At 72.3% G+C, this 26241-nt stretch carries 26 protein-coding genes; 11 read left to right on the top strand and 15 right to left on the bottom strand.

Annotation, left to right across the window (positions count from 1 at the left end):
* The first annotated feature begins 281 nt into the window (after positions 1–281).
* The 5 genes from ABD419_RS24805 (at position 282) to ABD419_RS24785 (ending at position 4724) form a co-directional block, all read left to right on the top strand.
* Positions 282–1580, top strand: a complete 1299-nt coding sequence (locus tag ABD419_RS24805) for an ABC transporter substrate-binding protein (protein ID WP_344492797.1) — start codon at positions 282–284, stop codon at positions 1578–1580.
* Positions 1581–1591: 11 nt separating this feature from the next.
* Positions 1592–2566 carry a carbohydrate ABC transporter permease gene (locus tag ABD419_RS24800; protein WP_344492794.1) on the top strand — a complete coding sequence of 325 codons (975 nt, stop codon included), beginning with the start codon at positions 1592–1594 and terminating at the stop codon, positions 2564–2566.
* A 4-nt stretch (positions 2567–2570) separates the two neighbouring features.
* Entirely contained in the window at positions 2571–3446 is an 876-nt protein-coding gene (locus ABD419_RS24795; RefSeq protein WP_344492791.1) for a carbohydrate ABC transporter permease, read from the top strand.
* A 153-nt stretch (positions 3447–3599) separates the two neighbouring features.
* Positions 3600–3992, top strand: coding sequence for a DUF4234 domain-containing protein (locus ABD419_RS24790; RefSeq protein ID WP_344492788.1), 393 nt, complete (start codon positions 3600–3602; stop codon positions 3990–3992).
* Between the two features lie 216 nt (positions 3993–4208).
* On the top strand, positions 4209–4724 hold the full coding sequence (locus ABD419_RS24785; RefSeq protein ID WP_344492785.1) for an adenine phosphoribosyltransferase: 516 nt from the start codon (positions 4209–4211) through the stop codon (positions 4722–4724).
* Positions 4725–4999: 275 nt separating this feature from the next.
* Here the strand turns inward: ABD419_RS24785 and ABD419_RS24780 are convergent, their stop codons facing one another.
* Together ABD419_RS24780 and ABD419_RS24775 are read right to left on the bottom strand one after the other, a co-directional pair.
* Complete coding sequence (locus ABD419_RS24780) at positions 5000–5599, bottom strand: bifunctional 4-hydroxy-2-oxoglutarate aldolase/2-dehydro-3-deoxy-phosphogluconate aldolase (RefSeq protein WP_425556198.1); 600 nt, start codon at positions 5597–5599, stop codon at positions 5000–5002.
* Positions 5596–6513 (bottom strand): sugar kinase, encoded by a 918-nt coding sequence (locus tag ABD419_RS24775; RefSeq protein WP_344492782.1) that lies wholly within the window; start codon positions 6511–6513, stop codon positions 5596–5598. Before ABD419_RS24775 ends, ABD419_RS24780 begins: the two co-directional genes overlap by 4 nt.
* 143 nt (positions 6514–6656) lie before the next feature.
* Here ABD419_RS24775 and ABD419_RS24770 point away from each other — a divergent pair, with 143 nt between their 5' ends.
* The 3 genes from ABD419_RS24770 to ABD419_RS24760 all read left to right on the top strand — a co-directional run bounded on the left by ABD419_RS24770 (position 6657) and on the right by ABD419_RS24760 (position 9902).
* A complete protein-coding gene (locus ABD419_RS24770; protein WP_344492779.1) occupies positions 6657–7058 on the top strand; it encodes a hypothetical protein in 402 nt (133 codons plus the stop codon).
* A gap of 367 nt (positions 7059–7425) precedes the next feature.
* On the top strand, positions 7426–9330 hold the full coding sequence (locus tag ABD419_RS24765) for a DEAD/DEAH box helicase (protein ID WP_344492776.1): 1905 nt from the start codon (positions 7426–7428) through the stop codon (positions 9328–9330).
* Positions 9327–9902, top strand: coding sequence for an SWIM zinc finger family protein (locus ABD419_RS24760; protein ID WP_344492773.1), 576 nt, complete (start codon positions 9327–9329; stop codon positions 9900–9902). The genes ABD419_RS24765 and ABD419_RS24760 overlap by 4 nt, the downstream gene beginning before the upstream one ends.
* Positions 9903–10023: 121 nt before the next feature.
* On the opposite strand, the gene ABD419_RS24755 is transcribed toward ABD419_RS24760, so the two are convergent.
* The gene (locus ABD419_RS24755) at positions 10024–10674 is read right to left on the bottom strand and encodes an HAD-IA family hydrolase (RefSeq protein WP_344492770.1); all 651 of its coding nucleotides are present in this window, start codon (positions 10672–10674) and stop codon (positions 10024–10026) included.
* 144 nt (positions 10675–10818) lie between these two features.
* On the opposite strand from ABD419_RS24755, the gene ABD419_RS24750 reads away from it, so the two are divergent.
* Positions 10819–11346 (top strand): GNAT family N-acetyltransferase, encoded by a 528-nt coding sequence (locus ABD419_RS24750; RefSeq protein WP_344492767.1) that lies wholly within the window; start codon positions 10819–10821, stop codon positions 11344–11346.
* Between the two features lie 10 nt (positions 11347–11356).
* On the opposite strand, the gene ABD419_RS24745 is transcribed toward ABD419_RS24750, so the two are convergent.
* From ABD419_RS24745 to ABD419_RS24725, 5 genes are all read right to left on the bottom strand, one after another.
* Complete coding sequence (locus ABD419_RS24745; protein ID WP_344492764.1) at positions 11357–12031, bottom strand: response regulator; 675 nt, start codon at positions 12029–12031, stop codon at positions 11357–11359.
* Positions 12028–13236 (bottom strand): sensor histidine kinase, encoded by a 1209-nt coding sequence (locus ABD419_RS24740; protein ID WP_344492761.1) that lies wholly within the window; start codon positions 13234–13236, stop codon positions 12028–12030. Before ABD419_RS24740 ends, ABD419_RS24745 begins: the two co-directional genes overlap by 4 nt.
* Positions 13237–13246: 10 nt before the next feature.
* Positions 13247–14065 carry an ABC transporter permease gene (locus ABD419_RS24735; protein WP_344492759.1) on the bottom strand — a complete coding sequence of 273 codons (819 nt, stop codon included), beginning with the start codon at positions 14063–14065 and terminating at the stop codon, positions 13247–13249.
* Positions 14065–14982 carry an ATP-binding cassette domain-containing protein gene (locus ABD419_RS24730; protein ID WP_344492756.1) on the bottom strand — a complete coding sequence of 306 codons (918 nt, stop codon included), beginning with the start codon at positions 14980–14982 and terminating at the stop codon, positions 14065–14067. The genes ABD419_RS24735 and ABD419_RS24730 overlap by 1 nt, the downstream gene beginning before the upstream one ends.
* Before the next feature lie 293 nt (positions 14983–15275).
* Positions 15276–16871, bottom strand: a complete 1596-nt coding sequence (locus ABD419_RS24725) for a bifunctional 3'-5' exonuclease/DNA polymerase (RefSeq protein WP_344492754.1) — start codon at positions 16869–16871, stop codon at positions 15276–15278.
* Positions 16872–16979: 108 nt separating this feature from the next.
* On the opposite strand from ABD419_RS24725, the gene ABD419_RS24720 reads away from it, so the two are divergent.
* A complete protein-coding gene (locus ABD419_RS24720) occupies positions 16980–17123 on the top strand; it encodes a GPGG-motif small membrane protein (RefSeq protein WP_176953224.1) in 144 nt (47 codons plus the stop codon).
* 181 nt (positions 17124–17304) lie between these two features.
* On the opposite strand, the gene ABD419_RS24715 is transcribed toward ABD419_RS24720, so the two are convergent.
* The 6 genes from ABD419_RS24715 to ABD419_RS24690 form a co-directional block, all read right to left on the bottom strand.
* Positions 17305–18336, bottom strand: coding sequence for a LacI family DNA-binding transcriptional regulator (locus ABD419_RS24715; protein ID WP_344492744.1), 1032 nt, complete (start codon positions 18334–18336; stop codon positions 17305–17307).
* Between the two features lie 22 nt (positions 18337–18358).
* Positions 18359–19297, bottom strand: a complete 939-nt coding sequence (locus tag ABD419_RS24710) for a carbohydrate ABC transporter permease (protein ID WP_425556197.1) — start codon at positions 19295–19297, stop codon at positions 18359–18361.
* Positions 19294–20247, bottom strand: coding sequence for a carbohydrate ABC transporter permease (locus ABD419_RS24705; RefSeq protein WP_344492741.1), 954 nt, complete (start codon positions 20245–20247; stop codon positions 19294–19296). Before ABD419_RS24705 ends, ABD419_RS24710 begins: the two co-directional genes overlap by 4 nt.
* A gap of 144 nt (positions 20248–20391) precedes the next feature.
* The gene (locus ABD419_RS24700) at positions 20392–21654 is read right to left on the bottom strand and encodes an ABC transporter substrate-binding protein (protein WP_344492738.1); all 1263 of its coding nucleotides are present in this window, start codon (positions 21652–21654) and stop codon (positions 20392–20394) included.
* Positions 21655–21854: 200 nt separating this feature from the next.
* Complete coding sequence (locus ABD419_RS24695) at positions 21855–23270, bottom strand: glycoside hydrolase family 16 protein (RefSeq protein WP_344492735.1); 1416 nt, start codon at positions 23268–23270, stop codon at positions 21855–21857.
* Between the two features lie 219 nt (positions 23271–23489).
* Positions 23490–23945: a hypothetical protein gene (locus ABD419_RS24690; protein ID WP_344492732.1), complete on the bottom strand. Its 456-nt coding sequence runs from the start codon at positions 23943–23945 to the stop codon at positions 23490–23492.
* A gap of 105 nt (positions 23946–24050) precedes the next feature.
* Here ABD419_RS24690 and ABD419_RS24685 point away from each other — a divergent pair, with 105 nt between their 5' ends.
* Positions 24051–24782 (top strand): M50 family metallopeptidase, encoded by a 732-nt coding sequence (locus ABD419_RS24685; RefSeq protein ID WP_344492729.1) that lies wholly within the window; start codon positions 24051–24053, stop codon positions 24780–24782.
* A gap of 5 nt (positions 24783–24787) precedes the next feature.
* Here ABD419_RS24685 and ABD419_RS24680 read toward each other — a convergent pair.
* Positions 24788–26241, bottom strand: a 1454-nt coding sequence (locus ABD419_RS24680; RefSeq protein WP_344492726.1) for an ATP-dependent helicase C-terminal domain-containing protein, incomplete at its 5' end; no start/stop codon positions are given.

The following is a 26241-nucleotide window of genomic DNA, read 5'->3' as shown; positions in this document are numbered from 1 at the left end:
CGGCCCGCCGCCGCAGTCCCAAGCGCCCCACGCGTCACCGCCGCGGGGGCGCTTCCAAGGCTGCACGCTGCGCGAACGCTCGTCTCCGAGAAGCGAGTGCCCCCAAGGGAACCGCGCGCAAATCGTTACCCCGAGCCTTACTACAACCCATTGACAAAGTGAGTGGCGCTCGCAACACTGAGAGGCGGATCGGCGCATGTCGATTCTCCGCTGCGGCATCGACCATGACCCGGGGTCGCACGGGAGCCCATCCGACCTCTCAACGTAGCGAGGAGCTAGAAATGGCCGCCCACGACAACAGCCGCCAGGCCAAGCAGGCGCTTGCCGCCCTGGCGTTCAACCGCCGCCGCATGCTCGCGCTCGGCGGACTCGCCGCGGGAGCCGGCGCCCTCGGCGCCTGCGGCTCCAACACCGGCCGCGGCTCCAGCGACGGCGTCAACCTCTACCAGTGGTACCACCAGTACGGCGAGGCCGGCACCAAGGAGGCCGCCGAGAAGTACGCCGGCGCCTACGAAGACGCCACCGTCACCATCAACTGGGTCCCCGGCGACTACGACACCACCCTCTCCTCAGGACTCCTCGCCGAGAACCCCGGCGACTACCCCGACGTCTTCGAGAGCCACCTCAACCGCTCCATGGTCGACTCCGGCCAGATCGTCCCACTCGACGACCTGTTCGAAGGCGTCCTCGACGACTTCACCGACATCGACGTCAAGCGCAACTCGATCGACGGCAAGATCTACGGCATCCAGATGATCGACGACCCCCAGTTCCTCTACTACCGGCCGTCCCTCCTCGCCGACGCCGGCATCGCCGAGCCCACCACGTTCGACGAACTCGCCGCCGCCGCAGCCGAACTCACCGACTCCGACGTCAAAGGCCTCTTCCTCGGCAACGACGACTCCGCCACCAAGCTCTTCCAGCCCATCGTCTACTCCGCCGGCCAGACGCTCCTCACCGACGACTTCCAGATCGGCTTCGACAAGGACACCGTCATCCAAGGCGCGCTTCAGGTCAAGGCCCTCCACGACTCGGACTCGCTCCTCATCGGCGCCCCCACCGAAGCCTGGGACCCCTCCTCGATCATCCAGGGGCTCTGCGCCATCCAGTGGTGCGGCCTCTGGGCCCTCCCGCAGATCATCGACACCTACGGCGACGACATCGCCGTCATGCCCTTCCCCGGCTTCGGCGGCGGCGCCCAGACCGTCTACAACGGCGGCTGGTCCACCTTCGTCAACGCCAAGTCCGAACACGTCGACGAGGCCAAGGCCTTCGCCAAGTGGCTCTGGATCGACAACGAGGAGTACATCCAGGACTGGTGCCTCTCGTACGGCTTCCACATCCCGCCCCGCAAGTCCATGGCCGCCAACGCCGACGCCCTCGCCGAAGGCCCCGCCGCCACCGCCGTCCAGATCTCCCAGGACTTCGGCTGGGGCGACGACCCCAACTGGACCCCCACCATGGAGACCGCCGTCGACGACATGATGACCCACATCGTCCTCGAAGGCGCCGACCCCTCCGCCGAGTTCGACGCCGCCGCCCAGACCATCCAGACCGAGCTCGACTCGATCTTCGGCTGACCGGAGGCACCGTGGCCGTCTCGACCGAGACCGCCCCGCCCGACGCGACGGCGGGTGCCGGGGGACGCGCTCCCCGGCCCCGCCGCCGCAAGGGCGGCTGGCGGACCGCACTCACCTTCTGGTACTTCGTGGGGCCGTTCCTCGCCGGCCTCCTCGTCTTCACCTACATCCCGGTGCTCTGGAGCGCCTACCTCTCCTTCTTCGACGCCCGCAACACCGTCACGCCGCTCCCCGAGGACTTCGTGGGCTTCGGCAACTACGTGCGGATGCTCCAGGACGCCGCGTTCACCGACAGCCTCGTGACCTTCACCGTGTTCGCGGCCTTCATCGTCCCGCTCACCTTCGCGTGCTCGCTCGGGCTGGCGCTGCTGCTCAACCGGGTGCGGCTGATGCGCGCGTTCTTCCGCTCGGTGTTCTTCCTCCCGTTCGCGTGCTCCTATGTGGTCGCCTCGCTGGTGTGGAAGATGTCGATCTTCAACGGGGTGCGCTACGGCATGGCGAACTCGGTGCTGGACCTGTTCGGCATCGAGGACGTGCCGTGGCTGTTCGACCCGAGCCCGCCGTGGTACTGGCTGGTCATCGTGTCGCTGCGGCTGTGGATCCAGTGCGGCTTCTACATGATCCTGTTCATCGCCGCGCTCCAGCAGATCCCCGAGCACCTGTACGAGGCCGCCTACGTGGACGGCGCGAAGCCGGGGTGGCAGACGTTCTGGCATATCACGCTGCCGCAGCTGCGGGCCACGTCCGTGGCGGTGCTGATGCTCATCCTCATCGCCGCCTACCAGGCGTTCGACGAGTTCTACAACCTCATCGGCAACCAGGCGTACGCCCGGCCGCCGCTGATGTACCTGTACACGACCGCGCTCGGCACCCAGCAGGACCTGGGCCGCGGCTCCGCGGGGGCGCTGATCCTGGCGCTCATCATCGCGATCGTGACCGTGCTCCAGGGCAGGTTCCTCGGATTCGGCAACGCGGAGGAGAAGTAGCACCATGTCACCTACCACTGCGCGCAGCAAGCCGGTGGGCTACCGGCCGGGCGCGGGCTCGAAGGGCGCGAACGCGGCGGTCTTCACCGTCCTCGCGGTGCTCGCCGTCCTGTTCCTGATCCCGTTCTACCTGATCCTGCGCAACGCGTTCGCCACGGACGCGGAGATCACCGCGCCCGAATGGATGTGGTTCTCGCCGGACCCGGCCTGGGGCAACCTCCAGCGGCTGTTCGACGACCCGGCCGTGCCGATGGCGCGCTCGATGCTGAACTCCGCGGTCGTCGCGGTCCTGACCACGGTCGGGACGCTGTTCCTGTGCACCACCGCCGGATACGGACTCGCCCGCGTCCCGTGGCGGCACGCGAACAAGGTGTTCTACCTGGTGCTGGCGACGCTCATGATTCCCGGCGCGATCACGTTCGTGCCGAGCTTCGTGATGGTCTCGAGCCTCGGCTGGCTCTCGGACTACCGGGGCCTGATCATCCCGGGCCTGTTCAGCGGGTTCGCGGCGTTCCTGTGCCGGCAGTACTTCCTGGGGTTCCCGCGGGAGCTGGAGGAGGCCGCGCGGGTGGACGGGCTCAGCCACTGGGGCGCGTTCTGGCGCATCGTCATCCCGAACTCGGGGAGCTTCCTCGCGGCGATCGCGGTGATCACCTTCGTGGGGGCGTGGAACTCGTTCCTGTGGCCGCTGGTGATCGGCCGGTCGCCGGACTCGTGGACCGTGCAGGTCGCGCTGTCGACGTTCCTGACCGCGCAGACCGTGAGCCTCTCGCAATTGTTCGCTGCGGCATTGGTCGCGATTCTCCCCTTGGTGTTCGTCTTCCTGTTCTTGCAGCGTTTCCTCGTGCAAGGGGTGGCTCAAACCGGACTAAAGGGCTGAACAAAGAGGAGCACCGTCCTCCTAACGCGACAATCGAACATGCTAACGTGAGCCGCACTCCGGTCGGCGAGCCCAACCGGCTGCGGGATTCGTCCCGCAGCCGTGCGTTTCGACCGTGGCCCGTTTCCCCTTATCGCAAGGAGCACTGCCCCCATGCCCGAGTTGAAGACCCGCGGCCCGTTCGCCGTCTGGATCCTGAGCATCATCTCCTTCGGCATCTACTACCTCGTGTGGTTCGCGAAGACCGCCGCCGAAGTGAAGGCCGTGAACCCGAACGGCGAGAAGAACGTCAACCCCGCCTCCATGGTGTGGTCGCTCCTCATTGGAGCCTTGACGCTGTTCATCTGGCCGATCGTGAACTGGTTCAAGTTCTGCGCCTCGATCCGCCAGGAGCAGGAGGCCGCCGGCCTCGCCCCCACCTTCTCGACCGGCCTCGCCACCCTGTTCGTCTTCCTGGCGAGCACCCACGTCTGTTACGTGCAGTCGCAGCAGAACCTGGTCGTCGCGGCCGTCCAGGCCAAGCAGCCCCAGCCCGTCGCGGCCTAGCGAGCCTCGTCGATTCCCGAGCCCCCGGCCCCGGCCGGGGGCTTCGCCGTATCCCGGGTGCCATGTGACATGTGATGTACCACCGGTATCACGGGCCCCCCGTCGCAACCCTGCCTCAGGGGTGCGACATCCGGAGCAGGCGAGGAAGGCTCGGATCTGGTCACGGTGGGGCGCGGTCGCGGGTCCGGGGGCCGGCGACCGGATACCCTTCTCGACGTGGACCTGACCGAATACGTGCCCGTCGTGCCCGACTTCCCCGAGCCCGGGGTGGGCTTCCGGGACATCACGCCGCTGCTGGCGGCCCCTGAGGCGTTCCGCGCCTCGATCGACCGCCTCCAGGAGGCGGTCGAGGCGTACCCGTACGACTCGATCGCGGCGTTCGACGCCCGCGGGTTCCTGTGGGCCGCGCCGCTCGCCGACCGCACCGGCAAGCCCCTCCTGCCGATCCGCAAGGCCGGGAAGCTGCCCCGCGAAGCCGCCGTCGAGACCTACCGCGGCGAGTACGCCGAGGTCCGCGTCGAACTCCACGCCGACGCTGTCAAGGACGGCGACCGGGTCCTCCTCGTCGACGACGTCATCGCCACCGGCGAGTCCATGGCCGCCGGCGTGCGCCTCGTCGAAGGCCTCGGCGGCACCGTCGCCGCCTGCGCGGCCCTCCTCGAGATCGGCGCCCTGTCCGGCCGCGACCGCCTTGACGGCTACCCGGTCGTCTCTCTCCTCGGCAAGCTCTGACCGGCCGCGAGGACTCTGATCGGAACCGATCGTCGTCGCAGCCGACGCCGCTCGCCGACCGGCCCGGTGCCTGACAGCGCCCGGCCGACCGGCGCCCGGAACGCAAGACGCGCGGAACAGTCATGTTCCGCGCGTCTGTCGTACCTCTGAGGCAGGGTTGCAGCGGGGGGCCCGTGATACCGGTGGTACATCACATGTCACATGGCACCGGCTCCGCAAGGCACACGCGCAGCACTCCCCAGCGGGCCCGGCGCACGGCGCCGGGCCCGCTCGGGTCACGCCAGGAGCTTCTCGATATTCGCCGGGTCGGCCAGGGCCGAGCCCATGCCGATCACCGCGGCGCCCGCGCTGCGGTAGGCCTCGACCTCGTCGGGGCCGACGCCGCCGGTCGCCACGTACTTCACGTCGGGGAACGGCCCGGCCATCGCCTTGAACCAGTCCTTGCCCAGCGACGAGGCGGGGAAGACCTTCACCCAGGTGCAGCCCAGCTCCCGGGCGAGGCCGACCTCGCTCGCGGTCGCCACGCCCGGCAGATGCGGCAGGCCCGCCGCGTGCGACGCGGCCAGCACCTCCGGATTCAGGCCCGGCGCGATCGTGTACGCCGCGCCCGCGGCCGCCGCGCGCTCCACGTGCCCGGCCGTCACCACGGTGCCGGCCCCGACCAGGTGCCCGCGCGGCGCGGCGGCCTTCACCGCCGCCGCGAGCGCCTCCTCCTGGCCCGGTCGCCCGATCGGCACCTCGACCAGGTCGATCCCCGCGTCCCACAGCCGCTCCGAGAGCGCCACGGTCTCGTCGGCGGGCAGACCCCGCCAGATCGCCATGACGCGCTGCCCGGCGAAGAGGCGGTCGAAGAATGCGCCTTGATCAAGGGTCACTGGTCCTCCAGGATGGCTCGAACGGTCTCAGGTGCAGGCGGGGGCGCGAGGTCCCCGACGGTCTGGAGGGCCCCGGCGGCGAGCCGGTGGCCCAGGCGCATCGACGCCGCGGCCGACGCGCCGCGCAGGCGCCCGAACAGGAAGCCCGCCGCGAACGCGTCGCCCGCGCCGACCGGCTCGACCACCTCGACCGGCTCGGCGGGGGAGAAGCGGCGCTCGTCGCCCTCGAACGCGGTGACGCCGTTCCCGCCGTCCTTGACGACGAGCACGCCCGCGCCCGGCACGAGCTCCCGCACGTCCTCCACGGTCTTCACGCCCCACAGGGTCTGCGCCTCGTCGAGGCCCACGAACGCGACGTCCGCCGCCCCCGCGAGCCGCGCCAGCACCGGCCCGGCCTCCTCGACCGGCCACAGCGCCGGCCGGTAGTTCACGTCGAAGCTCACCGTGGCCGGCGCCAGCGCCCGCTCCACCAGCAGCTCCTCCACGAGCGCCGCGCACGACGCCGACAGGGCCGGAGTGATGCCCGACAGGTGCAGGATCCGCGGCGGCTCGATCCCGGCCAGGTGGCCCGGGGCCATCGTCGACGCCGCCGAACCGCGCCGGTAGTAGTGGACCACGGTGCCCTCGGGGCCGGGGTCCTTGAAGTACACGCCCGTGGGGCGCGCCGCGTCGGTCGCGACGCCCGCGCAGTCGACGCCCGCGGACTCCAGCACGTCGCGGACGCGCAGCCCGAACGGGTCCGCGCCGACCTTCCCGTGCCAGGCGGCGCGCGCACCCAGCCGGGCGAGCGCGATCGCGACGTTCGATTCGGCGCCGGCGACGCCGGCGTACAGCTCATGGGCCGTGCGCAGAGGGCCGGCGGTCGTGGGCGCGAACACGCACATCGACTCGCCGAGGCACAGGACGTCCAACAAGGGGGCTCCTTCGTCCGCGGCCGTCCGCGGTCGGGGTCGGGGGGTCGACTCAGCCTACCCACTGGAAAGCGCATTCTCAAAGCGCCGTTCGCGCCCGGTCCCGCGTAGACTGAAGCGGACGGCCTCTCCTGATGGGGGCGAACATGATCGACGCGCGCCTGGTCAAGCTCTTCGCCTGGGTCATCGGAGTGCTCATGCTGCTGTGGCTGCTCGCGGAGTGCCTCGGCGGCGCCGACGAGGCCGACCCCCGCAACCAGGACCTCGACCGCGACACCGAGCAGTACGCCGCCGACTGCGACCGCGCCTGGCAGGCCCTCGACCTCGTCGGCGAGGCCGACGGCGCGTCCGTCGACGCGGTCGTCGACCAGATGGCGACCCTCGGCAACGAGATCGAGGACCCCGCCCTCAAGACCCTCGCCGCGGCCTACGCCACGGACGCCCAGGACCTCGTCGCCGCCACCGACCCCGACGACCTCGACGAGGCCCTCGCCCGGTACCAGGACGCCGCCGCCTTCAGCCTCGCCCTGCGCTGCCCGATCACCTGACCCGGCGCCCCTCCGCGCCGCCGTCCGGGTATTGACAGTGTTCGAAATTACCGCTAACTTCTACACGTTCGAACATCCTGCTGTCCGAAGGATGCCCGCTCGACCACATTGTGGAGGTTCGCGCCCCCGGCGCACCCGCGCCGCCCGCTCGGCGGCGCCGGCCCTCCCGCAGACCTTGCTCTGGGGTTGACGGGGCGGGCCGGCCGGCGCCGCTGCCGCCGCGGGAGACCGTGACGCAGCACTCCGAGCGACCCGCCCCGTTCCTGCAGTGAACCGCTCAAAACGGTCCATAACGGTTCGCGCGTTTGGGTTCGGGCCCGCGCTTGTGGCAAAATGGCACGTCTGCCTTCCCACCGTAGGAGCCTCGTTGCCACCCAGCGAACTGCACGCCACCTTCCTGCCCGACCACGCCTCACCGGCGGACGGGCGGCTCCTGTTCTTCGGCGGCGCGCGACCGGAGGCCGCGGTGGCCGAGCTCGGACTGCCCCCGGGCGACCCCGTCGACGCCGAGCTCTACCTCGGCGGCGAGCTCCTCGAGGTCGAGGGCGTCGCCATGCCCGTCCGCCCGGTCCTGCCCGCGCTGACCCGCATCGCCTCCCGCCCCGACATCACCGAGTCCGTCGCCGTCTGGGCGCGCATCGCGAACGCCGTCGACGACGACAAGTTCGACGACCTCGACCGCATCGCCGGCGAACTCCCCGCCGAAGGCCACTGCGCGCCCCACTCCGAAGGACACGTCTGGACCGCGAAGGCCCTGGTGGGTGCCTTCGTCGAGTCGTACACCGAGCTCCTCCGCTCCGACTCGGGCCTCAACCTCCGCCTCATCACCGCCCAGCACGCCGACCCCGGCGACGTCCGCGTCAACGCCGACCTCCGCCGCTACCAGTCCCACGGCATCGCCTGGCTCGAAGCGGCCGCCGACGGCGGCGCCGGCGTCATCCTCGCCGACGACATGGGCCTCGGCAAGACCCTCCAGTCCATCGGCCTGCTCGTGCGCCGCGCCGGCATCGCCCCCCACCTCGTCGTCTGCCCGACCTCCCTCGTCGGCAACTGGCAGCGCGAGATCGCCCGCTTCGCGCCCCAGCTCACCGTGCACCTCCACCACGGCCCCGCCCGCAGCAAGTCCCCGGCGCCGCTCGCCGACGCCGACGTGGTCGTCACCTCGTACTCGATCGCGCTGCGCGACATCAAGCTCCTGCGCGCCATCGGCTGGGACACCATCGTCATCGACGAGGCCCAGGCCATCAAGAACCACCGCTCCCGCACCGCCGGCGCCGTCCGCGACCTCACCGGCCGCGTCCGCATCGCCCTCACCGGCACCCCCGTCGAGAACCACCTCGCCGAGCTCTGGTCCATCTCCGAGTTCGTCAACCCCGGCCTCCTCGGGATCCAGGCCGACTTCAAGCGCCGCTTCGCCGACCCCATCGAGATCGGCCGCGACCCCGTCGCCGCCGCCACCCTCCGCGCCCGCATCGACCCCGTCGTCCTGCGCCGCATGAAGGAGGACGTCGCCGCCGACCTGCCCCCGAAGATCGAGGCCGTCGTCGCCTGCACCATGACCGACGAGCAGTCCGGCCTCTACCGCGAGGCCATCCGCGAGGCCTTCGACGAGGGCCTCGGCGACGGCATCACCCGCCGCGGCCGCGTCCTCAAGCTCCTCACCCGCCTCAAGCAGATCTGCAACCACCCCGCCCAGTACGTCGGGGTCGGCGACGGCGGCCTCGCCGAGCGGTCCGGGAAGCTCGACCGCGTCACCGAGATGCTCACGGAGGTCGTCGAAGAGGGCGACAAGACCCTCATCTTCACCCAGTACCGCCAGATGGGCGACCTGCTCTCCCGCCACCTCGAAGCGGAGCTCGGCGTCGCCGCGCCCTTCCTCCACGGCGGCCTCGACCAGCCCGCCCGCGACAAGCTCGTCGACGAGTTCCAGACCGTCGAGGGGCCCGCGATCCTCCTCGTCTCCCTGCGCGCCGGCGGCACCGGCCTCAACCTCACCGGCGCCTCCCACGTCGTCCACTACGACCGCTGGTGGAACCCCGCCGTCGAGGACCAGGCCACCGACCGCGCCCACCGCATCGGCCAGACCCAGACCGTGCACGTCCACAAGCTCGTCACCGCCGGCTCCCTCGAGGAGCGCGTCGACGAGCTCCTCGCCCGCAAGCGCGCCATCGCCGAGGCCGTCGTCGGCTCCGGCGAGGACTGGCTCGGCGAACTCGACGACTCCCAGCTGCGCAAACTCATCGAACTCGACGACGAAGGGGGCCACCTGTGAGCGACCCGTACGGCCGGACCTGGTGGGGCCGCAAATGGTGGCGCGCCCTCGAGACCATCGGCCTGAACTACCCCGACCAGCGCATTGTCAAAGGCCGCGCGCTCGCCGGCCACGGCGCCGTCACCGGCCTCGCCATCGAGCCCGGCCACGTCTCCGGGACCGTCGCCGACGCCGCCCGCGCCTACGACGCCGAGATCCGCATCCCCGTCTACAACGCCTCCGCCTGGGCCGCCGGCATGACCGCCCTGTCGCTCTCGCCCTCGTGCGTCGCCGGGCTCCTCGCCGGACGCCTCCCCAAGCGCATCGACGACGTCCTCGCCGAAGCCGGGATGCGCCTGCTGCCCAAGAAGTTCGTCACCGAGGACCACAACCGCATCACCACCTCCTGCGGCTGCGCCGACGCCCGCGAGGTCTGCGCCCACATCATGGCGCTCGCCCTCGTCAGCGCCGCCCGCATGGACGACGACCCGTGGCTGGTCCTCCTCGTCCGCGGCGGCCCCACCCGCGACCTCGCCGGACGCCTCCGCGCCGCCCGCCTCGCCAGCATGGAGGCCGCCCAGCCCGTGGGCTGAGCACGGCCCCGAGGCGACCGGATCCGCTGCACGCAACTCGGGGGGAGCGCCCGAGGGGACGAGGCGCCGAAGACGAGGTCGCAGCGGTGCCGGAATACCGACGATGCTGCGGCCGTGGAGATCAGGGCAGGAGCACTGACAAGTCCGCGCCGTCGCGGGCGACGCGGACGCCCGACAGGTCAGGGACGCGGGGGAGTCCCGCGGCCGCCTCGCCCCGGTAGCCGCCGACCACGACCGCGGCCGCGCCGGCCGCCGTCGCCGACGTCAGCCCCGCGGGCGCGTCCTCGAACGCGACCGCGTCGGCGGCGTCGAAGCCGAGCGCGCGGGCCGCCAGCATGTACGGCTGCGGATGCGGCTTGCCCTTCGTGACGTCGTCGGCCGCCACCAGGACCTTCGGCAGGGGGATGCCGACCGCCGCCAGGCGCTTCAACGTCAGCGCCCGCGTCGCCGACGTGACCACCGCCCAGCGGGACCGGTCGATCGAGTCCAGGAGCGCGGCCGCGCCCGGGATCTCGCTGATCCCGTCCGTCCGGTCGATCTCCTCGGCCTCGATCCGGTCGGTCTCGGCGACCACGTCCACACCCGCCGGCGCGAAGTCCGCGACCACCTCGATCGTCGGCCGCCCGTGCGCCACCGCCAGGATCGCGGACGCCTCCAGGCCGTGCCGGTCCGCGAACCGCCCCCACGCCCGCTCCACCGACGCCGTCGAGTCGACCAGCGTCCCGTCCATGTCGAACAGCAGCACCGAAGCCGCCAGCACCGAACCGCTCATGCCGAACCTCCCTAGAACCGACCCGCAACGCTACCAACGGAAGATGACGACCGCGCTACATTCCGCACGCATGCCCGAGAACACCCCGTGCGCCACCGCCGAATGCGGTTGCAGGCCCGCGGGCCCTCCACTACCGTCGAGGCCGTGCCCGAGCTCATCGACCCGACCACGCGCCTCGCCGCGTCGTTCACCGCAGCCCTGCACGAGTTCTCCGCCGCCGACCCCGACGTCGGCCGCTCCTGGACCGGGACCGTCATCGAGCGGTTCCAGCGGCCCGGCACCGACTGGGTCGCCGGATACGTCGAGGCCGAACTCGGCTGGCGCACCGTCCCTCCCGCCGGCTTCGTCCCCTTCACCACCCTCTGGTGGGCCGACGGCGACACCTACCTCGGCCGGATCTCCATCCGCCACCGCCTCAACGAGCACCTCCGCGACATCGGCGGCCACATCGGCTACGACGTGCGGCCCTCCGCGCGCGGCCGCGGCCACGCCACCGCGATGCTCGCCGCCGCCCTGCCCCGCGCCGCCGCCCTCGGCATCGACACCGCCCTCATCACCTGCGACGAGTCGAACACCGCCTCCCGCAAGGTGATCGAACGCAACGGCGGCGTCCTCGACGACCGCCGCGGCGACAAGCTCCGCTACTGGGCGCCGACCTCGCCCGCCGCCTGACCGGGACCCGTCAGCTCCCGTCCGGCGCGACCAGGCCCGTGTTGTACGCGAAGATGACGGCCTGCACCCGGTCCCGGGCGCCGATCTTCGCGAGGATGCGCCCCACGTGCGTCTTCACCGTCGACTCCGCCAGATGGAACCGCTCCGCGATCTCGGTGTTGTTCCAGCCCCTGCCGATCGCCGTCAGCACCTCGCGCTCGCGCTCGGTGAGCACGTCCAGCTGCGCCGCCGCCGCCCGCGCCTCGTCCTCCCCGTCCACCGGGAACTGGTCGGCGAACCGGTCCAGCAGCCGCCGCGTCAGCTTCGGCGCCACCACCGCGTCCCCCGCGGCCACCACCCGGATGCCCGACAGGAGCTCCTCCGGCTGCGCGTCCTTGACCAGGAACCCGCTCGCCCCCGCTCGCAGCGCCGCGTACGCGTACTCGTCCAGGTCGAACGTCGTCAGCACCAGCACCCGGCTGCGCCCGCCCGCCGCGATGATCCGCCGCGTCGCCTCGATCCCGTCGACCCCCGGCATCCGCACGTCCATGAGCACCACGTCGGGGCCCAGCTCCGTCGCGCGGCGCACCGCGTCCGCGCCGTTCTCCGCCTCGCCGAGCACCACGAGGTCCGGCTGGCTCTCCACCAGCATCCGGAACCCCATGCGCTGCAGAGGATGGTCGTCAACGATGAGCAGGGTGGTCACCGGCGCTCCTTCCCGTTCGCGGGCATCCACAGCGCGACGCGCCAACCGCCGTGCGCCTCCGGCCCGGCCATCATTGTGCCGCCGAACGCCGCCGCCCGCTCCGCCAGCCCCGCCAGGCCCCGCGCCGTCCCCGCCTCGTCGACCCGGTTGCCCGAGTTCGACACCGTCACCGCCAGCCCCTCGCCCCGGTACTCCAGCGACACCTCGGCCCGCTTCGGCCCCTTCGCGTGCTTCAGGACGTTCGTCAGCGACTCCTGCACCGTCCGGTACACCGCCAGCTGCTGGTTCTCCGACAGCTCCCACCGCTCGCCCGACACCGTCAGCACCACCGGCAGGCCCGCCTCCCGCACCCGCTCGATCAGCGCGTCCATGTCGGACAGCCCCGGCTGCGGCGCGAGCTCGACCTCCGCCGGATCCTCCGCCTTGAGCACCGACAGCACCCGCCGCAGCTCGCCCAGCGCCTCCCGGCTCGTCCGCCCGATGACCTCCAGGGCCTCCTTCGCCTTCTCCGGCGACGCCGCCGCCGCGTACGCGCCCCCGTCCGCCAGCGCGTTGATCACCGCCAGGTTGTGCCCGATGATGTCGTGCATCTCCCGCGCGATCCGGTTCCGCTCGTCGGATACGGCCTCGCGCGTCGCCTGGTCGCGCTGCGTGCTCTGGAAGTCCCGGCGGGTCCGCACCAGCAGGCCGATCGCCACGATGAACCCGAAGTACACCGCCCCCGGCGCGAAGTACCCGATGAAACTGCCGACCCCCAGCGGGTGGTTGACGATCCAGTCCACCAGCGACAGCGCCAGCGACGCCGCCGCCGCCCACCACAGCAGCCGCAGCGGCCGCCGCAGCACGATGTTGTAGACCACCACCGTGAACGACAGCGCCGCCGCCCCGTCGACGACCCCCGAGCCGACCCCCGTCAGCGCCAGCGGGACCGTGATGCACAGCGGCACGGCCTGGCTCAGCAGCACCGCGAACGGGTACCGCCGCCGCCAGACCGTCGGCACCAGGAACAGGAGCGCGGCCACGACCTGCCACGCCGGGTGCCGGAGCTCCACGTCGCCCAGCGCCGCCCCGATCGCGCCGATGCACCCGAAGAAGACGTACAGGAAGATCGGGAAGAGATCCCACAGCAGCGGGTGCCTGGAGTCGAACTCCGACACCCGCTGCCACAGCCCGCGCTTGCGGGACACGTTCACGGCCTGCGCCACGACGGGATTGTCACACGTCCCGGCGCTTCAGCAGCACGCCCGCCAGCCCGTAGGCGACGACCAGCCAGATCCCCATCCACAGCCACGACTCGCCCAGCGACAGCGTCCCCATCGAGGTGTCGACCACCGCGATGGTGTTCGGGACGTTGCCCGGCGCGTACGGCACCACGTCGTCGACCCACTCCCACGGCAGCAGCGTCGCCAGCTGCGGCAGGATCATGATGACGCCCACGTAGAACCCGATCGAACCGGCCGAGTTCCGCAGGATCGCGCCGATCGCGATCGCCAGCAGCGCCAGATACACGATCATCGCCACGTACCCGAACATCGCCCGCAGGACCCCGTCGTCGCTCAGCGACACGTCGCCGATCGCCGTCCCGTCGAGCAGCGCCTGCGACATGTAGAACGTCGCGAACACCATGGCGGTGAACAGGACCGCCACGACCGCGCCGAACACCAGGGCCTTCGACCACAGCATGCCGAGCCGCTTCGGGGCCGCCGACAGCGTCGAGCGGATCGAACCGGTCGTGTACTCGCCGGTGATCGTCAGGATGCCCAGCACCGCCACGAACACCGACGACAGCGACACGCCCGCCATCGCGAACGACAGCGCCGCGTCGGCCCCGCCGACCGCCTGGTCGTCCGGGACGCTCGCCGAGATCAGCGCCCCGAGCCCGCCCGAGAACACGACCGCGCACAGGAGCACGATCCACGTCGAGCGCAGCGACCACAGCTTGGTCCACTCCGAGCGCAGCTCACCCACGAAGGTGAGCCGGTACTGCTGCGGCGGCGAGTACGCCGGCCGCTCGGTCATCGCTGCCGCGGTCATCACTTGACCCCTTCCGTGGGCTGTCGGTACTCGACCGCGTCGGCGGTCAGCTGCATGAACGCGTCCTCGAGCGAGCCGCGGTCGGTCCGCAGCTCGTGCAGGACCAGGCCGTGCGCGGCGGCCGTCTGGCCCACCACCGCGGCCTCGGTCCCGCTCACGTCCAGGACGCCGCGCTCGGGACTCGCGATCGTGATGCCCGGACCGGCCAGGTGCTCGGCCAGTCTCGCGGCGTCGGGGGAGACGACGCGCACGCGCGCCTTCCCGTTGCCCGACACGAAGTCGTCGACCGTGGTGTCGGCCAGTAGGCGGCCCTGCCCGATCACGATGAGGTGCTCGGCGGTCTGCGCGAGCTCGCTCATCAGGTGCGAGGACAGGAACACCGTCCGGCCCTCCGAGGCGAGGCCCTTGAGCAGCAGGCGGATCCACTTCACGCCGTCGGGGTCGAGGCCGTTCACCGGCTCGTCGAGGATCAGCACGGCCGGGTCGCCCAGCAGCGCGACCGCGATGCCCAGGCGCTGGCCCATGCCGAGGCTGAAGCCGCCGACGCGCTTCCCGGCGACCTCGTGCAGGCCGACGAGGTCGATGACCTCGTGGACGCGGCGGGTCGGGATGCCGTGCGTGCGGGCGAGCGCCAGCAGGTGCTTGTACGCGCTGCGGCCTGCGTGCACCGACTTCGCCTCCAGGAGCGCGCCGACCTCGGTCAGCGGGGACCGGAACTCGGAGTAGTGCTTCCCGTTCACGCGGGCGAGGCCGGCGGTCGGGGCGTCCAAGCCGACGATGGCGCGCATCGTGGTGGACTTCCCGGCGCCGTTCGGGCCGAGGAACCCGGTGACGACGCCTGGTTTGACGGCGAACGTCAGATCGTCCACGGCGGTCTTCTTGCCGTAGCGCTTCGTCAAGTGCTCGATCTCGATCATGCCCACGACGCTACGGCCCGCGGAGCGGGCGTTCATCGGTTTCGGGAGCGATCTTGCGAGACGCGAGTGGTACCCCGGTACTACGCCTCCAGGAGAAGAAAGCGCTGTCGCGACTCCTCCTCGCAGCCGTCCCCGCGGCCGCGACCTGCGTGGCTCGTCGACCGGTGCCATATGACATGTCACATGGCACCCGGTTTGCGGGCCCCGGACCCACTCCGGCACGGGTGGGTCCGCGCCGAGCGCCCCGGTGCGGACCCCACGGCGCGGCTCCCCTCCGGGCCCGGTCCGCCGGGTTACTTCGCCTCGGCGTAGCTGTCGACGACCTTCGGGCGCAGCGGGATGCGCACCGGCATCGACCCGAACAGGGTCCGCGTCGCCTCCTCGGCGGCCCGCTCGATCATCGCCGACACCTCGGCCGCGCGGTCCGCGGGGCAGTGGACCATCACCTCGTCGTGCAGGAAGAACACCAGCTCGCCCGCCCCCTGCTCGAACAGGTCGCGCCGCAGCAGCGCCAGCAGCACCAGCGCCCACTCCGCGGCCGTGCCCTGCACGATGAAGTTCCTGGTGAACCGGCCCCGGCTCGCCGACGACTTCGTCCCGTCCTCCGAGCTGAGCGTGCGCCACCACCGCTCCGACGGCGCCGGCACCGTGCGGCCCAGCCACGTGCGCACCAGCCCGCCCTTCTCGCCGATGCGCGCCGCCGACTCGACCTTCTCGAACGCCGCCGGGAACCGGTCCCGCATGAGCTGCACCAGCTGCCGCGCGTCGCCCGCCGTCCCCCCGTACATCGCCGAGATCAGCGCGATCTTCGCCTTCCCCCGCTCGCCGCCCAGGTCCGGCGCCAGCTCCGTGTACAGGTCGTCGGCCGCCGTCGCCGCGATCATCGCCCGGTCGCCGCTGATCGCCGCCAGCAGCCGCGGCTCCAGCTGCGCCGCGTCGGCCGCCACCAGCTTCCAGCCCGGATCGGCCCGGATCGCCTCCCGCACCGAGTGGGGGAGCTGCAGCGCCCCGCCCCCGTCGGTGCCCCACCGGCCCGTGTCCGCGCCGCCCACGATGTACACCGGCCGGAACCGGCCCGCCGTCCGCCCGGTCTCCCGGTCCACCGCGTCGTGCACCCACGCGTCGGCCCAGTTCCAGCCGAACGCGCTCCACACCCGCGCATGCTCCCGGTACACCTTGAGCGCCTCCACCGCCGGATGGTCCACCGAGTGGAGCTCCCACGCGTGCGTCGTCTTCACCTCGACCCCGGCCGCGTGGAACGCCGCCAGCACCTGCTTCGTCGAATCCGGGTTCAACTGGTGCCCGAACGCTTCCGCGACCCGGTCGGCCAGCGCCTGCAGCTTCCGCGGCCGCATCCCCTTCGACGGGCGCGGCCCCAGCAGGTCCCGCAGCAGCCGGTCGTGGACCTCCCGGTCGAACGGCACCCCCGTGCGGCCCATCTCCGCCGCCACCAGCGCCCCCGCCGACTCCGCCGCCAGCAGCGCCCCCAGGCCCGGGATCGCCGCGTGCGCCGTGCGCCGCCGCTGGTCCAGCCACGCCGCCTGGAGCCGCGTCAGCTCCGCCGGCCCGTCCACCGGGTCCGGTTCGCGCTCGAACAGCGTCCCCGCGTCGGGATCGGACGCCACCACGTACGCCGGCGGCTCGTGCGCCTCCACCCGCGACAGGATCCGCTCCGCCAGCCGCAGGTCGCGCACCCGGTCCAGCCGCGCCCCGGCCGCCAGCAGCACCGCGTAGTCGCGCGCCGCGTCCGCCACCACCCACCGCGGCGGGTCGCCGGCCTCCGCCTCGCGCACCGCCCCCGCCAGGTCCGCATGGTAGGCCACGGCGCCGCCGGGCAGGGGCATCGTCCAGCCCTCCCCGGCGCGCCCGTGCACCAGCGCGACCTCCACGCCACCAGTGCACCACGACCCACCGACATCACGCCCGGCTCACGCCGCCCCGGAAGCGATTTCGGGGAATGTAGACATATTCCTTCGGCCTATGGGTATACGGACCGCATGGCATTGATTCTCTGGATCCTCGCGGTCCTACTCGTGGTTTACGGTATCTACATGATCTTCCGAGGCCAGGTGCTCCTCGGGATCGTGGTCATCATCGTCGGCCTGCTGGTCGGCCCCGGCGGGGTGAGCGTCTTCACCTAGCCAGGCCGCCCCGCACGCGCCCCTCAGGGCGCGCGCAGGCGGCCGCAACCAGGACGAAACGACCCGGAGGCCCGGCCCGCGACAGCGGACCGGGCCACCGGCACGCCCTCGTCCGGGCGCCGAACCCTTTCACCGGGCCCCGCCTCGCACGCGGGCCCCCCGTCTCACACCCGGTCCCGCGTCACGCGGACTCGCGGATCACCAGCTCCGTCGGCAGGATCGTCATCGGCTCCACGTCGTAGCCCTCCAGCAGCCGCAGCATCGTCCGCGCCATCGTCCGCCCGATCTCCGCGATCGGCTGCCGCACCGTCGTCAGCGGCGGATCCGAGTACGTCGCCAGCGCGATGTCGTCGAACCCGACCACCGCCACGTCCTCCGGCACCCGCCGCCCCGCCTCGCGCAGCGCCTGGAGCGCCCCGTGCGCCATCAGGTCCGAGGCCACGAACATCGCGTCCAGCTCCGGCTCGTCCGCCAGCAGCTGCCGCATCGCCGCCTGGCCCGACTCCGCCGTGAAGTCCCCGACCGCCACGATCGACCGCCGGTCCGCGCCCGCGAGCGCCTCCCGGTACCCGTCCAGGCGCGCCCGGCCCGCGACCATGTCCAGCGGCCCCGCGATCGTCGCGATCCGCCGCCGTCCCTGCGCCACCAGGTACTCGACCGCGGCCTTCACGCCGCCCAGGTGGTCGACGTCGATGCACGGCGCCTCCAGCTGCGGCAGCCCGTTGCACACCACCGGCACGCCCCGGCGGATCATCAGCTCCGGCAGCAGGTCCGCGTCGTGGAGCGACGCGAACATGACGCCGTCGACGTGGCCGCCGACGGCGTACCGCTCGGCGCGCTGGCGGGCCTCGGCCGACCCGGTCGTCATGAGCACCAGCAGCTTCCCGGCGGCGTCGAGCTCGGTGGCGACGCCGCGGATGACGCTTGGGAAGAACTGGTCGTCGGAGAACACGCGGCTGGGGGACTCGGGGAGGATGAGCGCCACCGAGTCGGTCCGGTGCGTGACCAGGGACCTCGCGGCGGCGTGGGGGACGTACCCGAGCTCGTCGGCCGCGGCCTCCACGGCCCGCCGCAGGTCCTCGTTCACCGTGGTCTGCCCGTTCACCACCCGGGAGACCGTGGCGCGCGAGACCCCCGCGCGCTCGGCGACCTCCTCCAGGGTCGGCCGCCCCTGGCGGGGGCCCCGCACCGGCCCCGCTTCCGCACGCCGCATCGCGTCCGCCTCCGTCTCCGTGTCAGCCTTTGACCGCGCCCTGCATGATCCCGCTGATCATGTACTTGCCCAAGAGCGCGAACACCGCCAGCAGAGGAAGCGTAGCCAGCATCGTGCCGGTGAGGACGAGCGACTGGTCGGTCACGTACCCGCCCGACAGCGTCGACAGCGCCACCTGCACCGTCTGGTGCTCGGGGCTGGAGAGGACGATGAGGGGCCAGAAGTAGTCGTTCCACGCGGTCAGGAACGTGAGCACGCCCAGGACGACGGCGGCCGGGCGGGCCGCCGGCATGACGATCTGCCAGAAGATCCGGAACGTCGAGGCCCCGTCCATGCGCGCCGACTCGATGAGCGAGCCCGGGAGCGCGCCGCGCAGGTACTGGGTCATGAAGAAGACGCCGAACGCGTTGACCAGGCCCGGCGCGATCACCGCCCACAGCGTGTCCGTCCACTCCAGTTCGACCATGAGCATGAACAGCGGGATGACGCCCAGCTGCACCGGCACCATCATGGTCGCCACGACCGACACCAGGAGCACCTTGGCGCCCTTGAACTCCAGTTTCGCGAACGCGAACCCCGCGAGCGTGGAGAAGAACACGACCGAGGCGGTCACGGTGCCGCTCACCACGACCGAGTTGAACAGGGCGGTCCCGAACGGGACGGTCTCGAACACGCGCCGCACGTTCTCCACCAGGTTCGCGCCCGGCAGCACCGGCGGCGGGACCGTCGCGAGCGCGGAGTTGTCGCGCGAGGCCACCACGAAGCTGTAGTACAGCGGGAACCCGGAGAAGAACAGGACCGCGACGAGCGTCAGGTAGGCGAGGCGTCCGGGCTGCTCGCGCAGGGCGCGGAGGCGGGCCCGGGCCCGGCGGTCGGGCCGGCCCGGCGAGGCGGTCCCCGACCGCCGGGAGTCGGCGGCGGTGCGGTCGGCCGCGGGCGCGGCGAGGTCCGAGGCGGTCACGAGGCGCTCCTGATGCGGCGGATGAACAGGTAGTTGACGAGGGCGACGAGGACGATGACGGCGAACATCGTCCAGGCCACCGCCGAGGCGTAGCCGAACTCGAAGCCGCGGTTGAAGCCGTGCTCGTACAGGTAGAGCGTGAGCGTCTGGAACTGGCGGGAGGCGCCGCCGGTGACGCCGTTCTGCCCGCCGCCGCCGAACAGCTGCGGCTCGGCGAAGATCTGGAGGCCGTAGATCGTCGAGACGATCACCGTGAACACGATGGTCGGGCGGATCATCGGCACGGTCACGTGGAACAGCTGCTGCATGCGGGAGGCGCCGTCGAGGTGCGCGGCCTCGTACACCTCGCGCGGCACGGCCTGCATCGCCGCGAGGTAGATGAGGGCGTTGTACCCGGTCCACTTCCACGCCACCATGACCGCGATGGCGACGTGCGACGTGGCGCTGCCGGTCTGCCAGTCGACGCGGCCCGCGCCGAGGGACTCCAGGACCCAGTTGATGAGGCCGAAGTCGCGGCCGAACAGCTGGCTGAAGATGACGGCGACGGCGACCACGGAGGCGACGTTCGGCAGGAGCATCCCCATGCGCCAGAACGTCTGCGCGCGCAGCCGCATCGTCAGCAGGTGCGCGAGGAGGAGCGCCGCCAGCAGCTGCGGGACGGTCGCCAGGAGCAGGATCGAGACGGTGTTGCCCAGGGCGTTCCAGAAGTACGGGTCGGTCAGGAGCGCCTCGTAGTTCCCGAACCCGACGAACACGTGGTCGTCGGAGAGGAGGCTCCACTCGTGGGTCGAGACCCACGCGGTGAACGCCAGCGGGAACAGGCCGAACACGGCGAACAGCACGAAGAACGGGGCGATGTACAGGTACGGGGAGGCTTTCAGGTCCAGGCGGTAGCGCAGGAGGCCCGCAGGGCCGCCTCGCGCGCCGGTCCCCTTGGCGGCGATGGTCATCGGGTCGCTTTCACGGTCGGAGGGAGCGCGGTCCGCGGCGGCGCGGCCCCTGCGGGGCGCGCCGTGCGGCACCGGCTCGGGGGAGCACGGTCCGGGGGAGGGCGGCGGGCCCGGGAAGGAATCGGGCCCGCCGCCCCGCTGGGGCTAGAACGATTCGAGGTCCGACATCACCTGGCTCCACGCCTCGTCCGCGGACTGGCTGCCGTCCTCGATCCGGCCGAGGCCCTGGCCGATCGTGGCGAGCACGTCGCCCTGGAGCGGGCCCTGGTACTGCGGCTGGACGGCCGTCGCGGCGGCGGTGAAGATCTCGCCGACCGGCGCGTCGTTGAAGTACGCCTTGCTGAGGCCGGTCAGGGCCGGGTCCTCGTACAGCTCAGGGGTGGACGGGAAGTTCCCGGTCGCCTCGAAGACCTTGAGCTGCTGCTCGGGGGCGGTCAGCCACTCGATGAACGCGTACGCCTCCTCGGCGTGCTCGCCCTGCGAGGGCAGCACCAGGTGCGAGCCGCCCATGTTCCCGGCGCCGCCGGGCACGGTCGCGATGTCCCACAGGCCGGTCGCGTCGGGCGCGTTCGTCTCGATGTACGACGTCATCCACGCGGGGCAGATGATCGTCGCGAACGTGCCCTCGTTGAACCCGGCGTTCCACTCCGGCGTCCACGCGGTCAGCCGGTTCGACATGCCGGCCTCGATCGCCTGCACGGTGAGGTCCCACGCCTCGCCGATCGCGGGGTTCGACTCGACGATGAGGTTGTCCTCGCGGTCGTACACGCCCTCGTCGGCCTGCTCCACCATGGCGCGGAACATGTTCCCGGAGGACTCGAAGAAGTACCCGCCGGTGTCGGCGGTGTACTGCTCGCCGACGGCCACGTAGTCCGCCCACGACCCGGCCCACAGGGCCGAGACCTCGTCGCGCTCCACCGGGAGCCCGGCGGCCTCGAACAGGTCGCGGCGGTAGCACATCGCCATGCCGCCGACGTCGGTGCCGAGGCCGATGAGCGACTCGCCGTCGGCCGACAGCGCCTGCTGCCACTTCCAGTCCAGCCACTGGCCCTCGAGCTCGTCGGCGCCGAGGTCGAGGAGGTTGTGGAACCGGTCGGGCTGGGCCGTGTACTGCGAGATGTACCCGACCTCGACCGCCTCGATGTCGGCCGCGCCGGAGCCGGTCGCCAGGTGCGTGGTCAGGTTCGTGTGGTGGTCGGCGAACTCGGAGATGCGCTCCTCGAACTCGATGTCGGGGTGGAGCTTCGTGTACTCCTCGTAGAGCGGGCCGAAGCCGAAGTCGCCGAACAGGCCGACGCTCAAGGTGATCTTGCCGTCGTCGTCCCCGCCCGAGCAGGCGGTGAGTCCGGCCGCGGTGACGAGTGCCGCGGCGAGGGCCGCGGCGCGGATCGGTCTGCTTGTGTTCACTGGTTCTCCACTGTGGTTATCGGGATTCGGATGAGGGGTTCACGCTCGCGCGCGATGAGAGAGCGCTCTCTGGCCGCAGGCGGATGCCGGCCTTCGCTTCGCCCTCTCAAGCAATGTGTGACATGTGACGTGCCACTGCCCCGTGCGGGGCGCGGGTGCGCGGGCGGGCGGTGAGCGCCGCCCGCCCGCACCCCCGGGGATCAGCGCCGGAAGTAGAACTGGTCCACGGACACGAAGTCCTGGGGCTGGCCGGACGTGAACGTCAGGAACACGTCGTGGGTGCCGGTCACCGACGACACGTTGCCCGGGATGTTCTGCCACGACGTCCACCCGCCGGTGTTCGCGAGGGCGAACGATCCGATCGGGGTCGCCGTGCGCGAGTCGATCCTGACCTCGACCAGGCCGCTCACCCCGCCGGCGGCGCCGGAGGCGACGCGGGCCATGAAGTCGAGCGGGGCCGTCGACCCGAAGGCCACGTCGTCGTACCGGACCCAGTCGCCGTTCCCGAGCGGGCCGATCGCCCCGCCCGAGGACGGCAGGCCCGTCGACGAGGCGTTGAACGAGGTCGCCTCGATCGCGGCGTAGGCGTCGCGGTTCCCGCCCCCGCCGGGCGTCGTCGTCGGCTCCCCGGTCGGTTCGCCGGAGCCGGCCGCGGTGTAGACCCGCACGTAGTCGACGAGCATCGAGGCGCCGGGCTGCGTCGCCGCGGTCGGCGTCGAGAAGCCCGCCACGCCGTCGGGGAACGCCCCGCCCATCGCCAGGTTCAGCAGCACGAAGTACCCGGCGTGGTTCGTCATCGACGCCCACGTGTCGGCCGGCAGCGCGCTCTCGTTCACGGTGTGGAACAGCTGCCCGTCCGCGTACCAGCGCAGCTGGCCCGAGGCGCCGGAGTCGTCCCACTCGAACCGGTAGGTGTGGAACCCGGTGTGGCAGGTCCCGCCGCACTGGGTCGTCGCGCCCAGGCCGTTGAACTCGTTGCAGGGGCCGCCGGGGGCGACGCCGCAGTGGAGGACGCCGTGGACGGTGCTCAGCCCGTTGACGTTCTCCATGATGTCGTACTCGCCGATGCCCGGCCAGTTCCAGTAGTTGCCGCGGAACGGCGAGCCCAGGGCCCAGAACGCGGGCCAGTACCCGAGCGCGGCGTTCCCGCTGACCTGGGGGAGCTGGAGGCGGCCCTCGATCGCGAGGACGCCGCCCGAGGGCGCCTTGAAGTCGGCGCGCTGGGTCTCGATCCGCGCGGAGGTCCACGCGCCCGCGCCGTCGCGCAGCGCCGTGATCTTGAGGTTGCCCGCGCCGTCCAGGGAGACGTTCGCCGGGTTGTTCGTGTGGGAGGCGATCTCGCCGGTGCCCCAGTTCGCGGGGCCGCCGGGATAGGAGTTGCCGAGATCGAACCGCCAGTTCTGGGTCGAGGGCAGCTGCCCCGCCGACCCGTTGAACTCGTCGGACCAGACGAGGTTCCAGGCCTGCGCGGCCTGGAGGTCGTCGGTCTGCGCGCTGGCGTTCGCGATCGCGAGGCCGACGCTCGCGATGAGCGCGGCGCCCGCGGTGACGGCGGCGATCGCGCGGGCGAGCCGCCGCCGGGTTCTCGTGCGTACGGAGGTCTGAACGTCTGCCATGAAGGCTCCTCTGCCGGGATGGAGAGACCGCTCTCTCAGGTCTGATCTGCAATCAAGTCCAGATCCAGAGAGCGCTCTCTCATTTGGTCCAGGACTCATTCGTACCCAACCGATAGGCACATGTCAATGGGTCGTGGCCGAAACGTTATCCGCGGCGGCCCCCGCGGTCGATGTAAGCCCTTGCAGCTCAGCATTTCCGGGCCCGACCGGGCCGAGCGCTCAGCGCGCGCCGTCCTCGCCGTCCGTCTGCGGCGGCCGCTGCGCCTCGTCGGCCCGCCGCCGCAGCTCGCCCATGCGCGCCTGCCGCTCCTCCCGGAGCCGCTCCAGGCGCTGCGCGCGCTCGATCCGCTCCTCCGGCGACTCCGTGCCGCCGAGGATCCGCTTGTCCAGCCACTCCAGGTGCTCGGCGTGCGCCGCCGCGTTGATCGCCCGCACGTCCTGGTACGCGCCCCGCAGCGACTCCATCCGCTTGAGCGCGTCGTGGCACTGCGCCACCAGGATCTCGATGTCCCCGTGCTCCGCCTCGTCCGCGTCCGCCCGGCGCGCCTCCAGCCAGGCGATGCCCTCCCGGACCCGGTCGCGCGCCCGCAGGTTGTGCATCGTCAGCTCCTCCACGAGCCGATCGCTCATCTCGAGGAAGCTCAAGTGCGGATCGGTGCGGTCGTCGGTGCCCATCGGGGACGTCCTTCCACGAGGAGGTGCCTCTTCCTCCTCTACCATATGCCCGCCGCTACGATCATCCTTCACCGCGCGTCCGTTTCACCCCGAAGACGAGGTCCTGTGGCACCGATCGAGTCCGTCATCGACACCCTCACGCAGACCCAGGCCGCCCCGCCGGTCTGGGTGGCGCTCGCGTGCCTCGCCGCCGCTGCCGCCGCCGTCCTCTCCGCCCCGGTCTGGCGCTGGAGCCGCGGCCTGGTCACCATCGCCCACGAGGGCGGCCACGCGCTCATGGCGGTCCTCATGCGGCGCCGCCTCACCGGCATCCGGCTCCACGCCGACACCTCCGGCCTCACCTTCTCCCGCGGCCGCCCCACCGGGTTCGGCGCGGCCATGACCCTCGTCGCGGGCTACACCGCCCCGGCGCTCCTCGGCCTCGGCGCGGCCGCCCTGGTCGGCGCGGGCCGGATCGTGCTGCTGCTGTGGATCGCCCTGGTGCTCCTGGCCGTCATGCTCGTGTTCATCCGCAACTGGTACGGAGCGCTGGCGCTCCTGGTGACGGGCGCGGGCGTGTTCGCCGCGACCTGGTACGGGACCGCGATCGTGCAGACCGTCGCGGCGTACGCGGGTGTGTGGCTGCTCCTGCTCGGCGCGGTCAAGCCCGTGCTGGAGCTGGGGTCGCGGCGGCGCGGCGGGCGCGGCTCGGGCCAGTCCGACGCCGACCAGCTCGCCGGCATCACCCCGTTCCCGGCCGCGTTCTGGATCTTCGTGTTCATGCTCGCCACCATCGCCGCCGCGTGCTGGGGCACCTGGCTGCTCCTGCCGATCGACGCCTGGCTCGACGCGGCCTAGGTCGCTCAGCCCCGGCGCAGGCGCGCGTTCGTCCACGCGGTCGGCGCCGCCGCCACCGGGTCCTCCGGCCACGGGTGCTTCGGGTAGCGGCCCCGCATCTCCTTGCGGACCTGGAGGTACGGGCCCCGCCAGAACGACGCGAGGTCGGCGGTCACCGCGAGCGGCCGCCCGGCCGGGTCGAGCAGGTGCGCCTGCACCGGGACGCCCGCCACCGGCGGGATCGCGGCCGCGCCGAAGAACAGCTGGAGCTTCATCGACACGACCGGCCGCCCGCTCGCGTAGTCCACGGCCGTCTCGGTGCCGTTGTCGAGGCGGAGCCGGACCGGCGCGGTCCGCTCCAGGTCCTCCGACCAGGGGACGAGGTTGCGCAGCGCCGCCCCGGCCTCGATCCGCTCCAGGTCGCGGCGGCGGCGGGCCCGGCCCCACCACGGCTCCAGCCAGTCGGCGCCCGCCAGCAGCGCCGCGTCGGCCACGTCGGGCCACGGGTCCCCGATCTCCCGGTGGCAGAACGCCATCCGCTCGCGCAGCCGCCGGGCCGCGTCGGTCCACTTGAGGACGCCCAGGCCCTCCTCGCGGAGCCCGTCGAGGAGCGCCGCGCCGACGAGCGCGGGGTCGGGGTCGCGGATCGGCTCGGCGGCGTCCTCGATCGCGCCGACCATGCGCACCGACCGGGCCGACACGTCGCGCCGCTCCCGGTCCCACTCGACGCGCTGCTCGCGCCGCTCGCCGACGAGCTCGCGCGCGAGGCCGCCGTCGATGGGCACGCCGGCGCGGATCATCGCGGCGGCGCGGCCGGGGTCCCGGGCGGCGTCGGCGATCGCCAGCCACTCGCTCCCGGCGAGCGCGGACCCGTCGGCGCAGACCGCGCCGGTGCCGCCGGCCGTGAGCCACTGGCCGCCGCTGCGCTTCGCGACGCGCTCGGGGAACGCGAGGGCGACCACGGTCGCGGCGGCCTCGTCGTCGCCGCTCGCCCTGTCGACGGCGGACACGGCGCGGGAGAGGCGCTTGACCTCCCGCTCCCACTCGCGGTCCCGGCCCGCGCGCAGCTGCCGCCACTGCGCGAGCAGGTCGTCGCCTCTGCCGCGCTTGTCGAGGCCGAGGAGGGCGGCGACCTCGGCGGCCTTCACGGAGCCGACGCGCGCGGCGCCGTCCACGAGCGCCCGGGCCAGCCGCGGATGCAGCCCGGCCCTGGCGAGGACGCGGCCCCGCTCGGTGGCCGAGCCGCCGTCGTCGATGGCGCCCAAGGCCTGCAGGGTCGCCTCGGCGGCCTCGACCGCGCCCGCGGGCGGCGGGCCGGGCAGGGCGAGGTCGGCGACGGGGGTGCCCCAGCAGGCGGCCTGGAGGCGGAACGCGGTGAGGTCGGCGGCGGCGACGTCGGGGACCGGCTGGGCGGGCCGGCGCAGGTGCTCGGCCTCGCTCCAGCAGCGCCACACCGCGCCGGGGCCCTCGCGGCCGGCGC

It is taken from the genome of Glycomyces endophyticus (assembly GCF_039531525.1).
Classification (GTDB): domain Bacteria; phylum Actinomycetota; class Actinomycetes; order Mycobacteriales; family Micromonosporaceae; genus Glycomyces; species Glycomyces endophyticus.
The sequence above is the reverse complement of the archived record's forward strand: the minus strand, read 5'-3'. Positions and strand labels throughout refer to the sequence as shown.

Bases quoted from the DNA above. Each gene is read 5' to 3' on its own strand.
- ABD419_RS24805 (WP_344492797.1), top strand. From the start codon at position 282: ATGGCCGCCCACGACAACAGCCGCCAGGCCAAGCAGGCGCTTGCCGCC.
- ABD419_RS24795 (WP_344492791.1), top strand. From the start codon at position 2,571: ATGTCACCTACCACTGCGCGCAGCAAGCCGGTGGGCTACCGGCCGGGC.
- ABD419_RS24790 (WP_344492788.1), top strand. From the start codon at position 3,600: ATGCCCGAGTTGAAGACCCGCGGCCCGTTCGCCGTCTGGATCCTGAGC.
- ABD419_RS24770 (WP_344492779.1), top strand. From the start codon at position 6,657: ATGATCGACGCGCGCCTGGTCAAGCTCTTCGCCTGGGTCATCGGAGTG.
- ABD419_RS24755 (WP_344492770.1), bottom strand. From the start codon at position 10,674: ATGAGCGGTTCGGTGCTGGCGGCTTCGGTGCTGCTGTTCGACATGGAC.
- ABD419_RS24735 (WP_344492759.1), bottom strand. From the start codon at position 14,065: ATGACCGCGGCAGCGATGACCGAGCGGCCGGCGTACTCGCCGCCGCAG.
- ABD419_RS24730 (WP_344492756.1), bottom strand. From the start codon at position 14,982: ATGATCGAGATCGAGCACTTGACGAAGCGCTACGGCAAGAAGACCGCC.
- ABD419_RS24720 (WP_176953224.1), top strand. From the start codon at position 16,980: ATGGCATTGATTCTCTGGATCCTCGCGGTCCTACTCGTGGTTTACGGT.
- ABD419_RS24715 (WP_344492744.1), bottom strand. From the start codon at position 18,336: ATGCGGCGTGCGGAAGCGGGGCCGGTGCGGGGCCCCCGCCAGGGGCGG.
- ABD419_RS24705 (WP_344492741.1), bottom strand. From the start codon at position 20,247: ATGACCATCGCCGCCAAGGGGACCGGCGCGCGAGGCGGCCCTGCGGGC.
- ABD419_RS24695 (WP_344492735.1), bottom strand. From the start codon at position 23,270: ATGGCAGACGTTCAGACCTCCGTACGCACGAGAACCCGGCGGCGGCTC.
- ABD419_RS24690 (WP_344492732.1), bottom strand. From the start codon at position 23,945: ATGGGCACCGACGACCGCACCGATCCGCACTTGAGCTTCCTCGAGATG.